Origin of the sequence: Nocardia sp. NPDC058114 (genome assembly GCF_042884695.1) — a bacterium.
Lineage (GTDB): Bacteria > Actinomycetota > Actinomycetes > Mycobacteriales > Mycobacteriaceae > Nocardia.
Map to the genome: position 1 here is coordinate 1,144,717 of NZ_JBHVTK010000001.1, position 14,543 is coordinate 1,159,259.

General features: G+C 69.3%; 12 protein-coding genes. 8 read left to right on the forward strand and 4 right to left on the reverse strand.

What is annotated here, in order from left to right:
• Positions 1–34: 34 nt before the first annotated feature.
• Complete coding sequence (locus ACFVVI_RS05225; protein WP_387443347.1) at positions 35–1,243, forward strand: low temperature requirement protein A; 1,209 nt, start codon at positions 35–37, stop codon at positions 1,241–1,243.
• Between the two features lie 97 nt (positions 1,244–1,340).
• On the opposite strand, the gene ACFVVI_RS05230 is transcribed toward ACFVVI_RS05225, so the two are convergent.
• On the reverse strand, positions 1,341–2,432 hold the full coding sequence (locus ACFVVI_RS05230; RefSeq protein WP_387443350.1) for an RNA ligase (ATP): 1,092 nt from the start codon (positions 2,430–2,432) through the stop codon (positions 1,341–1,343).
• Positions 2,433–2,513: 81 nt separating this feature from the next.
• Complete coding sequence (gene cobG, locus ACFVVI_RS05235) at positions 2,514–3,803, reverse strand: precorrin-3B synthase (protein WP_387443352.1); 1,290 nt, start codon at positions 3,801–3,803, stop codon at positions 2,514–2,516.
• Positions 3,804–4,007: 204 nt separating this feature from the next.
• On the opposite strand from cobG, the gene ACFVVI_RS05240 reads away from it, so the two are divergent.
• The 5 genes from ACFVVI_RS05240 (at position 4,008) to ACFVVI_RS05260 (ending at position 11,455) form a co-directional block, all read left to right on the forward strand.
• Positions 4,008–4,682, forward strand: a complete 675-nt coding sequence (locus ACFVVI_RS05240) for a hypothetical protein (RefSeq protein WP_387443353.1) — start codon at positions 4,008–4,010, stop codon at positions 4,680–4,682.
• 33 nt (positions 4,683–4,715) lie between these two features.
• Positions 4,716–6,095 (forward strand): MerR family transcriptional regulator, encoded by a 1,380-nt coding sequence (locus ACFVVI_RS05245; RefSeq protein WP_387443355.1) that lies wholly within the window; start codon positions 4,716–4,718, stop codon positions 6,093–6,095.
• The gene (locus tag ACFVVI_RS05250; protein ID WP_387443356.1) at positions 6,092–6,574 is read left to right on the forward strand and encodes a hypothetical protein; all 483 of its coding nucleotides are present in this window, start codon (positions 6,092–6,094) and stop codon (positions 6,572–6,574) included. The genes ACFVVI_RS05245 and ACFVVI_RS05250 overlap by 4 nt, the downstream gene beginning before the upstream one ends.
• 272 nt (positions 6,575–6,846) lie before the next feature.
• The gene (gene cobN, locus ACFVVI_RS05255; RefSeq protein ID WP_387443359.1) at positions 6,847–10,509 is read left to right on the forward strand and encodes a cobaltochelatase subunit CobN; all 3,663 of its coding nucleotides are present in this window, start codon (positions 6,847–6,849) and stop codon (positions 10,507–10,509) included.
• A gap of 91 nt (positions 10,510–10,600) precedes the next feature.
• A complete protein-coding gene (locus ACFVVI_RS05260) occupies positions 10,601–11,455 on the forward strand; it encodes an acyl-CoA thioesterase domain-containing protein (protein WP_387443362.1) in 855 nt (284 codons plus the stop codon).
• Positions 11,456–11,621: 166 nt separating this feature from the next.
• On the opposite strand, the gene ACFVVI_RS05265 is transcribed toward ACFVVI_RS05260, so the two are convergent.
• Complete coding sequence (locus tag ACFVVI_RS05265) at positions 11,622–12,197, reverse strand: TetR/AcrR family transcriptional regulator (RefSeq protein ID WP_378987991.1); 576 nt, start codon at positions 12,195–12,197, stop codon at positions 11,622–11,624.
• A gap of 92 nt (positions 12,198–12,289) precedes the next feature.
• Here ACFVVI_RS05265 and ACFVVI_RS05270 point away from each other — a divergent pair, with 92 nt between their 5' ends.
• The gene (locus ACFVVI_RS05270) at positions 12,290–13,108 is read left to right on the forward strand and encodes an SGNH/GDSL hydrolase family protein (protein WP_387443364.1); all 819 of its coding nucleotides are present in this window, start codon (positions 12,290–12,292) and stop codon (positions 13,106–13,108) included.
• Position 13,109: 1 nt separating this feature from the next.
• Here ACFVVI_RS05270 and ACFVVI_RS05275 read toward each other — a convergent pair whose 3' ends face one another.
• Positions 13,110–13,565, reverse strand: a complete 456-nt coding sequence (locus ACFVVI_RS05275; RefSeq protein ID WP_378627515.1) for a hypothetical protein — start codon at positions 13,563–13,565, stop codon at positions 13,110–13,112.
• A gap of 133 nt (positions 13,566–13,698) precedes the next feature.
• Between ACFVVI_RS05275 and ACFVVI_RS05280 the strand changes: the two genes are divergently transcribed.
• Positions 13,699–14,541: an NAD-dependent protein deacetylase gene (locus tag ACFVVI_RS05280; protein WP_387443366.1), complete on the forward strand. Its 843-nt coding sequence runs from the start codon at positions 13,699–13,701 to the stop codon at positions 14,539–14,541.
• The last annotated feature ends 2 nt before the right edge of the window (positions 14,542–14,543 follow it).

Here is a 14,543-nt window from a genome sequence, read left to right on the forward strand (position 1 = left end):
CGGACCCCACCGCCACCGCCCACATACTGGGCCGATGGCACACCCCGAGCACAGCACCGAGGAACGGCGCGCGAGCTGGACCGAGCTGTTCTTCGACCTGGTCGCCGTGGCGGGTATCGGCCAGCTCACCCACCTGTTGCACCGCGGCCCCTCGCTGGGTGAATTCGGGCTGTATGTGGTGCTGTATCTGGCCTTCTGGGTGGTGTGGGCCTGTGTCACCGTGTACAGCAACGTCGCGGGCGAGCAGGCGCGCACCACGATGGTGTTCGGGTGCATGTTCGGTCTGTGCGTGATGATGGCCGCGGTCGACGGTGCCCCCGACGAGCACATGAACGTCTTCGCCGCGATCTATGTGCTGGTGCGGGTGGCGTCGTCGTCGGCGTGGCAGCGTGGCCAGATCGTGGTGGACTGGCCGATCGCGCAGATCGGCGCGGGCACCGTGCCCTGGCTGGTGTCGCTGTGGGTGCCCGCACCGTGGAAGTTCGTGCTGTGGGCGGTGGGGCTCGCGATCGACCTGTGGATCATGTTCGCCATCGACTCGGAACGGCTGATGGTCGATGCCGAACGGCGGGTGCGGGCCCGGTTGCGCCGCGGCGACGGAGGGCCGCCACGCGGCGGGCCGGGTCGACGCTCGCGCGAGACGACGCCACCGAAACTGCAAGCGCTGCACGCCGATGCGCCGCACCTGGGGGAACGGCTCGGCCAGTATCTGATCATCGTGCTGGGTGAAGGGGTGATCTCGGTGATCGCGGCGGTGTCGGCGGAGGAGTGGACCATCGCGGTATGCGTCATCGGGGCGGGATCGTTCCTGTGCCTGATCGCGATGTGGGCGCTGACCTTGCGCTACGGGTTCGTGCCGCGCCTGATGGGGCAGTCGCCGGGCGCTGTCGGTATGCCCTATCAGCGGGTGATGGCGGTTCACTGCGCGATCAGTGGTGCGATCGCGACCGTCGCCGCGGGGCTGGGTCTGGTCGCGGCGCACCCGTCGGGTCATCTGCCCGCCGGGCTCGGCTGGGTGCTCGGTGGTGGTGCCGCCGCCTTCTTCCTGGTGTGCGGCCTCGGTGGGGTGCGCAGCGCCGGGGCACGGTGGTTGCTGCGGTGGCCGGTGCCGTGCCTGGTGGTCGCGCTCGCGCTCGGTGGGGCGGCGCCGCACATCGGCGGGGTGTGGTTGGTGCTCGGCGTGATGGGCACCCTCGCCGCGGCGGTGGTCTCGGAGACGGTGCGCTCAGCGCGTCCCGGGTAGCGACCTGGATCTGCTGAATGCCGTGCTACGCGTGCACTTTCCCGTGATCGATGCGACATCGGATCGGAGACAGGCAGTGCACGCGTAGCGCGGTGGTTCACTCGTACTCGGTACCGCCATCGCGCAGCACGTACGCGGCGGAGACGATCTTGCCGATCGCCCGGCCACCGAGAATCGGGGACTGGCGTTCGGTGGCAGGTCGCACCACCAAGCCCTCGCGGATGTTGGTTCCCGCGCCGCTGACGGTTTCGGTGCCCTCGGCCAGCTCCATGAGCAACTCCGCGTCGTAGGCGCCCTCGTAGAGGACCGGCACGCGCGAGACGGTGAGGCCGAGATCGTCGAGCAGGGCGCTGATCTCGTGATGGTCGAGCCAGCGGACCGGCGCCGCGCCGGTGTCCACCGCGATGTCGAACAGTCCGAAGCCGAGCGACTCGTCGTGCGCGGCGGACGCGCCGTAGTGCAGGTCCTGCACGCCCGCGCCGTACACCTCGCCGAACAGTCCGATGCGGTCGGCGTCGAGCGCGGCGGCGAGTTTGCGAGCGGTCTCGTCGAGCCCGTGGGCGCGGATCGCGCGCCAGTACAGGTTGCCGTCGGCCTCGGTCAGCGACAGCGACCGGCCACCGACCCCCTTGGACGACACCAGAATTCGGTCACCGTCACGCACATGGGTGAGCAGGCAGGCGGTGCCGTGGATCTTCTCGGTCGCCACCACCGGTTCCCCCGGCGCGAAGATGCCGGGAAACCGCTTGATGTTCTCGACGTCGACCCACCGCAGCAGATCCGGCGCCGGCTCGACCTGACCCGACATCGAGACCGGTACCGGCGGAACCCATTTCACGATCCCGAGCGACTCGGCGAAGTCGGTCCGTGCGAGCGCGGCCGCCGCGAGATCCACCCCGTCCAGCGCGGCCGGGGTGCACACGATGCCCTGCGACACCTCGCCGCGCAGCCGCACCGCCTTCACCCGATTACGCAGCGAGCCCGCGAGTTTCCCGGTCAGGCCCAGCTCGGCGATCAGCTCGCCGGGCAGCACCGACTGTTCCGGAATGTAGATCGCGTGATCACCCGTCGTGAACTGACCCTTGGCGACCACGGCCCGGTACAGCCCTACCTGGGCCAGTTCGAGCCGATCGGCATTCGGATGTGGTACGACGACGAGCCGCTCGGCTGTCACCCGCAGTGTGGACATGGGAACCCCCTCGTAGTGAGAAGGCAAGGGTACGAAACGATCCCGCGAGCGTCGATCGAGTTTCGCTCGGCCGTCGTGAGGTCAGGGCGTGGTGGTCGCGTCGTCGGTGTCGACGCGATAGCCGTGATCGGTGGCGACGACATCGGTCACGGGACCGCGTGGGCGACCGCAGCGCCGATCGCACCCCGACCAGTGCTGGCGACCCGCGACGGTGACGGATTCGGGCGCGACGAGTTCCATCGTGGGCCTGCGCTGCTCGAAAGCCGCAGTCGCGGTACCGTTCTCGGGATCGGCCGAGGTGGCGGTGCGCTCGGTCGGCTGGTCGAGTCCGGCCGCCTCGGGCAGGACACGATCGGATTCGACGGCGGCGGCCAGGTCGGCGCGAACATCGGTGCGCGATTTCGCGCACCCGGGGCGTCCGGCACACGCGCTGACCTGCAACCACGGCGAATTCGCATCGAAGATCAGGCCCATCGGCGCCAGTACCCGCACCACGGTTTCAGCGGGTCCCTCGTCGAGGTCGGTGATCACCAGGCTGCGCCAGGGGGTGACGAAGACGGGCCGTTCGACAGCGGCGAGGAATTCGGTCGTCCTGGCCGACAACGTGCCGAGCGGCACCCCGGCGCCGAGCGTGACGAGGCCGTCCTCCTGATCGAGCCAGCCGATCGGAACAGCGTGTGTCGCACCGAGTTCGAGCGGTTCGCCGACGGGCGAGCGGTCGAGCGTCTCGACCACCGATTCGACCCCGCCCGCAATCTCGTGCAACCGCCACTGCCCCGACTCGCTGGTCCCCCGCAGATCGAGAAAGCCGCGCGCCGCGTCGAGCATCACGTCGACCGCGTCGCCCGCGGTGACCCGAAGCCCGGTGTCGGCGCCCGCCAGCAGCAGTGCGAACTCGTCGGCGCCCACCGCCTGAACGCCGATGTCACCGCGCAGCGTGCTCACATCACCGCGTCCGTCGTCGAGGGTGAACAGCACGCGTCCCGGCAGCTGCGCCAGCTGCGGATCGCCGCGCAATCCGGCGTCGAGGTCGATCGCGAGCCCGTGCACGTCCGCGAACCCGCCGACTCGCCCGGACAGCGGTGAGGCCACGATATTGCGCACCCGCTCATGGGTCTCGCTGGGCAGCAGACCCGCCGCACCCAGCCGTTGCGCGAGTTCGGAGGCGTCCCTGACCTGCCGCAGCTGAATGTTTCCCCGCGAGGTCAGCTCGAGGTTCCCGTTGCCCAGGTCACGCGCCGCGTCGGCCAACGCCTGCAGCTGCGCCGATGTCAACCGCCCGCCCGGCACGCGGATCCGCGCCAACGGCCCGTCGGCAGCGTGATGCAACCGCAGAACCCCTGGGCAAGAATCGGGCGCGCTCCTGGTCATGATGCTCAAGCCTACGACGCACCCGCTACGGCCCGTACCGCACCGTGCGGGGCCGCCGCCCGCTCCGCCCAGCGGCGAGGTCGCCCGCCCGCGCGGTCCGGCGGATGTGACGGGGCCCTCTCGCGTGACGGGGCGATTCGCGGGTAGTCGCTAGGGTGAGTGGCGGATCCTTCGCCGGCCGAGTACTGACAGGAGAGTCGCCGCATGCTGCGTGAATTCGTGGACAAGCGTGTCGTTCCCGCGCTCGACAGGGTCGCGCAGGCCCAGGCGCCGGTGGTGCACCGCTACGTCGACTGGCTGGGCCGCAGGCACCCGCAGGACGCGCCGGTGGAGATCGTGCAGCGGCTCTCGCGCCAGTACCTGGTGGTCGTCACCGCCAGCGGCGTCACAGTGGGGCTCACCGCCGCGGTGCCCGGGGTGGGCACGGTGCTCGGTCTGGCCGCGACCGGAGTGGACACCCTCGTGTTCCTCGAGGCGTCGTCGGTGCTGTCCGTCGGCGCCGCCGCGGCGTACGGCCTCGAACCCGACGACTCGCGGCAAGCGCACCTGGTGTCGAAGGTCGTGCTCGGCGACGCGGGCACCAAGGTGCTCGACGAGACCGCGGGCCACAAGACGGGCCAGTGGCTCTCGGTCGTCACCGACCACATCGCCGGTCTGGCGAGCATGCCCGATTCCCCGGCCAAACGGTTCATCGTCAACTACCTGGTCAAACGCACACTGCTGCTGTTCGGCACCCTGATTCCGGCGGGAATCGGTGCGGTGATCGGTGGCGTGGGCAACAACGCTCTCGGTCAGCTGGTGGTCGCGAACGTGTACCGCAATCTCGGCACGGGTTCCCCGGAGATGGTCGCCGCGGGCACCGGCCGACCGACGACTTGACCTTCGACTCACTCGAACCCCGATCATGAACCGGTGCCCGACACCGAGCTGATCACCATCGGAGCCTTCGCCCGCGCCTGCGGCCTGAGCGCCAGTGCCCTGCGCTTCTACGCGGACGCCGGCATCCTCGCCCCCGCCGTCGTCGACGGGGTTACCGGCTACCGCTACTACGCCCCGGAACAGTCCGCTCCCGCCCGCCTGCTGCGTCACCTGCGCGCGATGGACATGCCACTGCCCGCGGTGACCGCCCTGCTCGCCGAACCCGATCCCGCCCGTGCGCTCGTCCTCCTCGACGCGCACCTCGCCGACCTGGACCGGCACCAGGGCGAGGTCCGCGCCGCTGCCGCGGCCGCCCTCGGCGCCCTCCTGGCCACCCACGGATCGGCGTCCGGAGTCGGTGGGAGCGGGCATCGCGACCAAGTCTCGGTGCCGACCGGTGATCGAGGCAGTGCTCGATCGCCGCTCGTGCGAAACCCGGAGTCGGAGCGAGGTCTGCCGGGAACGCGCGACGACGTGTGGGTGCGCGGACCGGTGCTGGCGGCGGCGATAGACCAGGTCGCGACGGCCACGGTCGCCGATCCGGATCTGGCGGTACTCGACACGATGCTGTTCGAGTCCGACGGGCACCAGCTGATCCTCACCGCGACGGATCGCTACCGCCTGGCGACCCGCACCGTCCGCCCCACCCGCGCCGGTGCCGCGGTCTGGAACGCGACGGTGGCCGCCGACGACCTCCGTGCGGCCGCGTCCTGGTTGCGTCGCCGGCACGTGGTCGCGATCCGACCCCATCGCGACAGCATCGAATTCCGCATGGCCACCACGGATTCAGTCGACCGAGACCGCACGGGCGGAGGCGGTGAGCCGACGACGCGCCACGCCGCCCAGCCCGATGGCACCCGCTGCCGCTGCCGCCGATCGACCCACGACTTCCCCGACTACCGAGCGATGCTGGCCGCGCTCGCCCCCGTGCGGACCCGAGTCGTGCTCACTCGTACGGCGCTGCTCGACGCCATGGAACACGCCGACTCGCCCACGGTGGTCCTGCACACGACCGACTCCGGCTCCGTATCCGTGACGGTCGCCGGCTCGTGGACGGCGCACGCCTCACCGACAGGCTCGGCCTCGACGGGCGACCCGGTCGAGCAGAAGAGTTCGAGCGCCGCGGCCGCCGCGTGCGCGGAACCGGGTGCGGCGCGGCACATCCCACAGGCGACAGTCACCGGCCCTGCCATGACGATCCATTTCGCCGTCACCACCCTCTACCCGGCCGTCGCCACCGCCGTCGGACCCGACGTGATGCTCGATCTCATCGCCCCCGACCAGCCTGTTCTGATCCGCTCCGCCGACGACGGCGACCTGTCGACCCTGGCCATGCCGTGCAGACCCGAACCCACCGAGGAGACCTCCCGATGACCACCGCTGACCCGATCATGAACCGAATCACCCAGGGAGTCACCGACTTCCGCACCGGCGACGCCGAAGGTGCCCGCACGACGCTGCTCGAGGTCTGGGCCGAGGTAGGCCCCGCCGGTGACCCGCTGCACCGCTGCACCCTCGCTCACTACCTGGCCGACGTCTACGACGACCCGGCCGAAGCCCTGGTCTGGGACGTTCGCGCCCTCGACGCCGCCGACGCCCTCACCGACACCCGCCTGAACGACCACCACGCGGGCCTGCGGGTCGCCGGCTTCTACCCCTCGCTGCACCTCAATCTCGCCGACAACTTCCGCCGCCTCGGCGCGTTCCCCGCCGCCACCCGCCACCTCGACGCCGCCCGCGAACGCCTCGACATCCTCCCGGACGACGACTACGGCGCTTTGATCCGCGACGTCGTCGCCGAGCTCGCCGTGTCCATCGCGGCCGAAGACACCACCCGGCGGCCCACCCATTGACGACAGCGACCGGCTGAGCACCGCCTCGCGGATCGAGATCATCAGGCAGTGGCGCGGAGTCCTCGCGCCATCGCCTGCTGATCGATTGTCCAGCGGCGGGGAGCGGGCTGGAAAGTTGCGGGCGGGACTGGCCCAGTAGCATCGTCTTGCTCGGCGGGCGTCGAGGAAACCGGTGGAAATCCGGTGCGGTCGCGCCACTGTGAACAGCCAGACCCTCCCCGGCGAGCACCGCATACCCCGATGGGCGCGTAACCCGAGGAAGGTCTCACCCTGTGATCCTGCTGCTGTCCACCTCCGACACCGACCTGCTGAGCGCCCGCGCGAGCGGCGCCGAGTACCGCTGGGGCAATCCCGCGCGGCTGCTCGTGGAGGATCTGCCGGAACTGCTCGACGGCGCTGATCTGGTGATCGTGCGAATCCTCGGTGGCAAGCGCGCCTGGGAAGAGGGCCTCGACGCGATCCGGGCGAGCGGCGTGCCGATGGTGGCGCTGGGTGGCGAGATCGCACCCGACGCCGAGCTGATGGAATGCTCGACGGTGCCGGTCGGTGTCGCGGCCGACGCGCACAACTACCTCGCCGCGGGCGGCGCCGAGAACCTGCTGCAGCTGCACAACTTCCTGTCCGACACGGTGTTGCTGACCGGGCACGGTTTCGAACCGCCCGCGCAGCTGCCCACCTGGGGCGAGCTCGACCGGTCCTCGCGGATCCTCGAACCGCACGCCCCGACGGTCGCCGTGGTCTACTACCGCGCCCAGCATCTCGCGGGCAACACCGCCTACATCGAGGCGCTGTGCAAGGCGATCGAGGCCAAGGGCGCTCGCCCGCTCCCGGTCTACGCGGCCTCGCTGCGCACCGCCGAATCCGAACTCCTCACTCTGCTCGGTCGCGCCGACGCCCTCGTGGTGACCGTCCTCGCGGCGGGTGGCAGCAAGCCCGCGACCGCCTCGGCCGGCGGTGACGACGAAGCCTGGGATGTGGCCGCGCTCGCCGCGCTGGACGTGCCGATCCTGCAGGGCCTGTGCCTGACCAGCGGGCGCGCGCAATGGGAAGCCAACGACGACGGCCTGTCGCCGCTCGATGTCGCGACCCAGGTCGCGGTGCCCGAATTCGACGGCCGCATCATCACGGTGCCGTTCTCCTTCAAGGAGTTCGACGCCGATGGTCTGTCCGCCTATGTTCCCGACGCCGAACGGTGTGCCCGCGTGGCGGGGATCGCCGTACGGCACGCCCGCCTGCGTCACATCCCGGCCGCGGACAAGCGGATCGCGATCATGCTCTCGGCGTATCCGACCAAGCACGCCCGCATCGGCAATGCCGTCGGTCTCGACACCCCGGCCAGCGCGATCCGCCTGCTCACCGAACTGCGTTCCGCCGGTTATGATCTCGGCGATATCGACGAGATCCCCGGCTTGGTGGAACGGGACGGCGACGCGCTGATCCACGCCCTGATCGCCGCGGGTGGTCAGGACCCGGAGTGGTTGAGCGCGGAACAACTGGAGGGCAACCCGATTCGCATCGGCGCCGCCACCTACACCCGCTGGTTCGAGTCGCTGCCCGAGGACCTGCGCGAGGCCGTCGTCGAGGCGTGGGGGCCGCCGCCCGGCGAACTCTACGTCGACCGGTCGGCCGATCCCCAGGGCGAGATCGTCATCGCCGCACTGCGTTTCGGCAATGTGGTGCTGATGGTGCAGCCGCCTCGCGGGTTCGGGGAGAACCCCGTCGCGATCTACCACGATCCCGATCTGGCGCCGAGTCACCACTATCTCGCCGCCTACCGCTGGCTGTCCGCGCCCGACGGTTTCGGCGCCGACGCGATGGTGCACCTGGGCAAGCACGGCAACCTGGAGTGGCTGCCCGGCAAGACCCTCGGCATGTCCGCCTCCTGCGGTACCGACGCGGCGCTGGGTGATCTGCCGCTGATCTACCCGTTCCTGGTCAACGACCCCGGCGAGGGCACCCAGGCCAAGCGTCGTGCGCACGCCACCCTCGTCGACCATCTGATCCCGCCGATGGCGCGCGCCGAAACCTATGGCGACATCTCCCGTCTGGAGCAGCTGCTCGACGAGCACGCCAACATCTCCGCCCTGGATCCGGCCAAACTGCCCGCCATCCGTCAGCAGATCTGGACGCTGATGCGCGCGGCGAAGATGGACCACGACCTCGGCCTCGCCGAACGCCCCGAAGAGGACGTCTTCGACGACATGCTGCTGCACGTCGACGGCTGGCTGTGCGAGATCAAGGACGTCCAGATCCGCGACGGCCTGCACATCCTGAGCCAGGCTCCCGAGGGGGAGATGGAACTCGACCTGGTGCTGGCCATGCTGCGTGCCCGTCAGCTGTGGGGCGGCGAGCAGAATGTGCCGGGCCTGCGAGAGGCGCTGGGGCTCAGTGAATCCGGCGACGAGGACCGTGTTCGCGTGGATGTGGTCGAGGCCCGTGCTCGCGAACTGCTCGGTGCGTTGCAGGCGACGGACTGGTCGGTCGACGCGGTCGAGCAGCTGGTCGCGGACTTCGAGACCGCGATCCTGGACGGGCACCGCGCCGCAGCGTCGAGCACGAACCTCGCCGTGGTGGTCGCCGACGCCGAGCGGCTGGACCAGGTCGCCACCATCTTGCGGTTCGCCGCCACCGAGGTCGTGCCGCGCCTGCGTGAGACCAGCATCGAGATCCCGCGTGTGCTGCATGCACTCAACGGCGGGTTCGTTCCGGCGGGCCCCAGCGGTTCCCCGCTGCGTGGTCTGATCAACGTGCTGCCGACCGGTCGCAACTTCTACTCGGTCGACCCCAAGGCTGTCCCGTCGCGGTTGGCCTGGGAAACCGGTCAGGCGATGGCGGAATCGCTGCTGGCCCGCTACCTTGCCGACCACGGCGAGTACCCGAAGTCGGTCGGGCTGTCGGTGTGGGGCACCTCGGCCATGCGCACCTCCGGCGACGACATCGCCGAAGTGTTCGCGCTGCTCGGTGTCCGGCCGGTGTGGGACGAGGCGAGCCGCCGCGTCACCTCGCTCGCGGTGATCGAACTCGAAGAACTCGGGCGCCCGCGCGTCGACGTCACGGTTCGCATCTCCGGGTTCTTCCGCGACGCCTTCCCGCACGTGCTGGCACTGCTCGACGACGCGGTCCGCCTCGTCGCCGATCTCGACGAGCCCGCCGAGTCGAATTACATTCGCGCACACGCGCAATCGGACCTCGCCGAGCACGGTGACACCCGGCGCGCCACCACGCGTATCTTCGGGTCCAAGCCCGGCACCTACGGCGCGGGCCTGCTCCAGCTCATCGATTCCAAGAGCTGGCGCACCGACGACGACCTCGCGCAGGTCTACACCACCTGGGGTGGTTACGCCTACGGCCGCGACCTCGACGGCGCCCCCGCCGCCGACGACATGCGCACCGCCTACAAGCGCATCGCGGTCGCCGCCAAGAACACCGACACCCGCGAACACGACATCGCCGACTCCGACGACTACTTCCAGTACCACGGCGGCATGGTCGCGACCGTGCGCGCGCTGACCGGCAAGAATCCCGAGGCTTACATCGGCGACTCGACCCGCCCCGATGCCGTGCGCACCCGCACGCTCTCGGAGGAGACCGCTCGCGTGTTCCGTGCCCGCGTGGTGAACCCGCGCTGGCTCGAGGCGATGCGCAGGCACGGGTACAAGGGCGCCTTCGAAATGGCGGCCACCGTCGACTACCTGTTCGGCTACGACGCCACCACCAACGTCGTCGCCGACTGGATGTACGAGAAGCTCTCCGAGAGTTATGTGTTCGACGACGTGAACCGCAAGTTCATGGAGCAGTCCAACCCGTGGGCCCTGCACGGTATCGCCGAACGGCTCCTGGAGGCCGCCGAGCGCAAGCTGTGGGAGCACCCCGAGCAGGAGACCCTGGACAAACTGCGGCAGGTCTACCTGGAAACCGAGGGTGAGCTGGAGTGACCGCACTTGCCGCAAAACTGCAACACGTTCTAGTGTGAGGCATGGTGCGCCGTGGCGATCCCGCCCGGCGCCCGCGGAGGAAAGGGGCACGATGAGTAGCTCCCCTGGCTATTTCACGCACGCGGACGGCGTCTACACGCCGATGCGGTACTCGCTGAGCCTGTGGGCGCCCAGCACGCTGTCCGGGCCGCCGGTGTGCGGGTTGATGGCGCGCGAGGTGGAGGCGGGGTACTGCACCGGCGGGTTCGCCCCGGCGCGACTGACCGTCGACCTGCACCGTCCGGTGCCCGCCGTGCCGCTGACCATCGCCAGCGAACTGGTCCGCGACGGCAACCGGGTCCGCTCGGTGAGCATCGTCGTGCGTGCCGACGGCGAGATCGTCGCCCGTGGCAGCGCGCTCCTGCTGAAGCGTTCGACCCAGCCGCCGGGCGAGGTGTGGCGCCCGGACCGGGATCGGCCGCTGCCGCCTCCGAGTGCGCTGGCCACCATCGACCAGACGATGCACCTGTTCGGCAGTGACGGGCAGGGGTGGTCGATGAATATGACCGAACATCAGAACGACGCCCGCAAACGCAAGTGGGTGCGCAATATTCCGGTCGTCGCGGGGGAGCCGTCGTCGCCGTTCTGCTACGCGGCGATGACCGGCGAGCAGACCAGTCTGGTCACCAACTGGGGCACCGAGGGCATCGGTTTTATCAACACCGATGTATCTATCACGTTCTCGCGCATGCCCGTCGGTGACGAAATGGGCCTCGAGGCGGAGAGCCACCTCAGCGACGACGGGATCGCGGCGGGCGCGGCGGTGCTCTACGACGAGCGCGGCGCGTTCGGCATCTGCACGACGACCGCGCTGGCCAACGAACGCAGGCAGATCCGCGGCGATGTCATCGACGAGCTGTCGGAGTCGTTCGCGGCGGACGCGCTCGGGCAGCCGCAAGTCCGGTGAACGCCGTCGCGCACAGGATCGTGCCGGTCGTCGTGGTGGCGAGCAGGTAGCCCTGCGTGATCGACCGGGCGACGGGAACCGGCGACAGCGCCGCGGCCAACCGTCAATGCCCCGCTGAGCCGAGCCTCACGCTTTCGGTGCCGCGAACGTGGGCGGAGGGCGGGTGTCACCGCAGTGACGTGGACACCGACCGGACAAGCGCCTCGGCATACGGACGTGGTGCGGGCTCGGCATCGGGGCCGGTGGCGTAGTAGCGCAAGAACGCCTCGTGGAAGCAGGCGCCGTTCAACAGTGCCGCAGCGGTGTGGGGATCGGCCGTCGCGGCGATCCGGCCAAGTTCCTGTTCGGCCCGCAGATATCCGGCGATCGACTCGACCGCCCGATCGGGCCCCGCACCATGGCGGCTCATCGCGTCGCGATGCGCTGCCATGCGCTGCGGGTCGGCCAACAGTGCGCCCAGCATCGGAATGGATCGCTGGTAGAACGTGAGCGTCGCGGCGGCGAGTTCGGTGAGATTGCCTTCGACCGTTCCCGCGCCTGCGGCGATGGTCACGCGTGACGGCCCGGGCACTCGTTCCTGGAGGACGGCCAATAGCAGGCGCTCTTTGTCCCCGAAGTACTTGTACAGCGTGGGTTCCGAGACGCCGCTCGCGTGCGCGATCTCCTTGGTGGTCGCCTGCGCGACACCGCGCGTCCGCAGAATCTCGGCCGCGGCGTCGAGGATCCGATCCCGTGTGCTCACCCGTGATCCTTCCGGCACTGGACAGTTAGTGAATACTAGCCCACACTGTGGTTAGTAATCACTAACCCTGTTCGACCTGGAGGTACGCGATCGTGTCGCGAAAGATTCCGAAGAAGCCGATCGCCGTTGCCGCGGTCATGGTCTTGATCGGCGTGCTGGGTGCGGTCGGCGCCGTTGTCTACCTCACCTTTCTGCGGTCGGCAGAGAACTCGCCGTCCCTGGCCTGTGATGAGGGAAGGCCGTCCGGCTCCGGGCCGGTAGTGGTCGCGGCGGGAGCGAGCATGACCCAGGGCACACTCGGCGCGAATTGGGTCGGCGCGCTGCGCGATCGGCCCGAATTCGCCGGCTACACGTTCGTCAACGCCGGGGTGAACGGCAATACCGCCGCCGATCTACTCGGCCGGGTCGACACCGATGTGGTGCGCTGCCGTCCGGACGCGGTCGTTCTGCTGGTGGGGACCAACGACGTGCGCGCCGACGTGTCTGTCGATCGGTATCGCGCCGATCTCGGCGCACTTGTGGGTCGCATCGGATCCCGGACGTCCGCGCGGATCGCACTGCTCTCGTTGCCGCCCCTGGGGGAGGATCTCGATGCCCCGATCAATCACCGTCTCGCCGACTTCAATGCCGCGATCGAGAACGTCGCGACCACGGCCGGTATCGGCTATCTTCCCGTCAACGAGCAGTTCGCGGACCGCTTACGCCGATCTGCCAGTGCTACAACGACATTCGATTTCGGCTTTTCGCTCGCCTTCCGCGCCGCGGCGAAGCACTACCTACTCGGCCGAACGTGGGACGAAGTCGCCCACAGTCATCATCTCGAACTCTTGGTGGACCACATCCACCTCAGTGACCAGGGTGGGGCCATTGTCACCGAGCTGGTCGGCAGATGGCTGGCAGCCGCGTCGTGAGCTACGCGGAGATCAGGGTCACGATGAGTTCGTCGGCGATCGACTCGGCCTTCACCATGCCGGTGCCCAGGTAGAGGGTCGCCGCGCGGGGGCGGCCGTCGGCCAGTGGTACGACCGAGACCGCGTCGACGCGGCGGCCCGCGAGCTCGTCGTAGGGTGACTCGTCGGTGACGTCGAAGGCGGTGTACTTGCCGGAGTTGGCGACGTATTCGATGTTCACCGGGTCGACCAGCGGCTCGAACGGGTCGCGCCACGGTGCGCCGCCGATGCGCAGTTCCGCACCGTCGACGCCGGCGTCGAAGAGCAGGGTCGAACCGTTGTGGAAGGTGAATTCGATCGGGCCCTCGGTGCGGTCGATCTCGTCGCCCAGGACATAGAACATCCGGCGGACGGCGACGATGGTCCCGTCGACCGCGGCATTGAGCGCGGTGCGGCCGTGCTCATCGGTGTCGGACATAGGTTTTCCTCTGCAGCGGTCGATGCCGGGCGGATGAAACATCATGTCGCCGCGCGGCCACCACACGCAACTCGGCCCCGGCGTGTTCGTCCCGCGCACGACGCGCCGCCGCCCCGCTCGTAGAGTGGAACCCATGGTGGACCACGACACCACCGACGCGGTGGCGCGCGCGGCCGAGCTGCTGCGCGGGCGCCGCACCGTGGTGATCTCCGGCGCCGGGCTGAGCACCGACAGCGGGATTCCCGATTACCGCGGTCCCGGCTCGCCGCCGCGCACGCCGATGACCTATCAGCAGTTCGTCGGTGACCCGGTGTTCCGGCAGCGGTATTGGGCGCGTAACCACATCGGCTGGCGGCGGATGGACGCTGCCCGGCCCAACCCCGGTCATCGCGCTGTCGCCCAGCTGGAGCGGGCGGGTGCGGTATCGGGAGTGATCACCCAGAACGTGGACCTGCTGCATATGAAGGCGGGGGCGCGTCAGGTGATCGATCTGCACGGAACGTACGCGCGAGTGCGTTGTCTGCGGTGCGAGAATCTGATATCCCGAATGACCCTCGCGCAACACCTCGAAGCGGCCAATCCCGGTTTCGCGGACAATGTTTCGGCGGGCGCCACCGGTATCGAAGTGGCACCCGACGCCGATGCCGTGGTGACCGATACCGACCGATTCCGGATGGTCGATTGCCTGTCGTGCGGCGGAATGCTCAAACCCGACATCGTGTATTTCGGTGAGAATGTGCCGCCGGACCGGGTGGCAGCCGCTTTCGGCCTGGTCGAACGAGCACAGGCGATCCTGGTGGCCGGTTCCTCGTTAACGGTGATGTCGGGCCTGCGATTCGTGCGCAGAGCCGCGAAAAATGGTGTGCCAGTGGTGATCGTGAATCGTGGACGTACCCGCGGCGACGACCTCGCCACCCTCCGGATCGACGCGGGCTGCTCGGAAACTCTGTGCGCGCTGGCCGAACTCGGCCGCTGAAT

Excerpts from the sequence above, each read along its gene's own strand:
- ACFVVI_RS05225 (WP_387443347.1), top strand. The coding sequence starts at position 35 with ATGGCACACCCCGAGCACAGCACCGAGGAACGGCGCGCGAGCTGGACC.
- ACFVVI_RS05230 (WP_387443350.1), bottom strand. The coding sequence starts at position 2,432 with ATGTCCACACTGCGGGTGACAGCCGAGCGGCTCGTCGTCGTACCACAT.
- cobG (WP_387443352.1), bottom strand. The coding sequence starts at position 3,803 with ATGACCAGGAGCGCGCCCGATTCTTGCCCAGGGGTTCTGCGGTTGCAT.
- ACFVVI_RS05240 (WP_387443353.1), top strand. The coding sequence starts at position 4,008 with ATGCTGCGTGAATTCGTGGACAAGCGTGTCGTTCCCGCGCTCGACAGG.
- ACFVVI_RS05250 (WP_387443356.1), top strand. The coding sequence starts at position 6,092 with ATGACCACCGCTGACCCGATCATGAACCGAATCACCCAGGGAGTCACC.
- ACFVVI_RS05260 (WP_387443362.1), top strand. The coding sequence starts at position 10,601 with ATGAGTAGCTCCCCTGGCTATTTCACGCACGCGGACGGCGTCTACACG.
- ACFVVI_RS05275 (WP_378627515.1), bottom strand. The coding sequence starts at position 13,565 with ATGTCCGACACCGATGAGCACGGCCGCACCGCGCTCAATGCCGCGGTC.
- ACFVVI_RS05280 (WP_387443366.1), top strand. The coding sequence starts at position 13,699 with ATGGTGGACCACGACACCACCGACGCGGTGGCGCGCGCGGCCGAGCTG.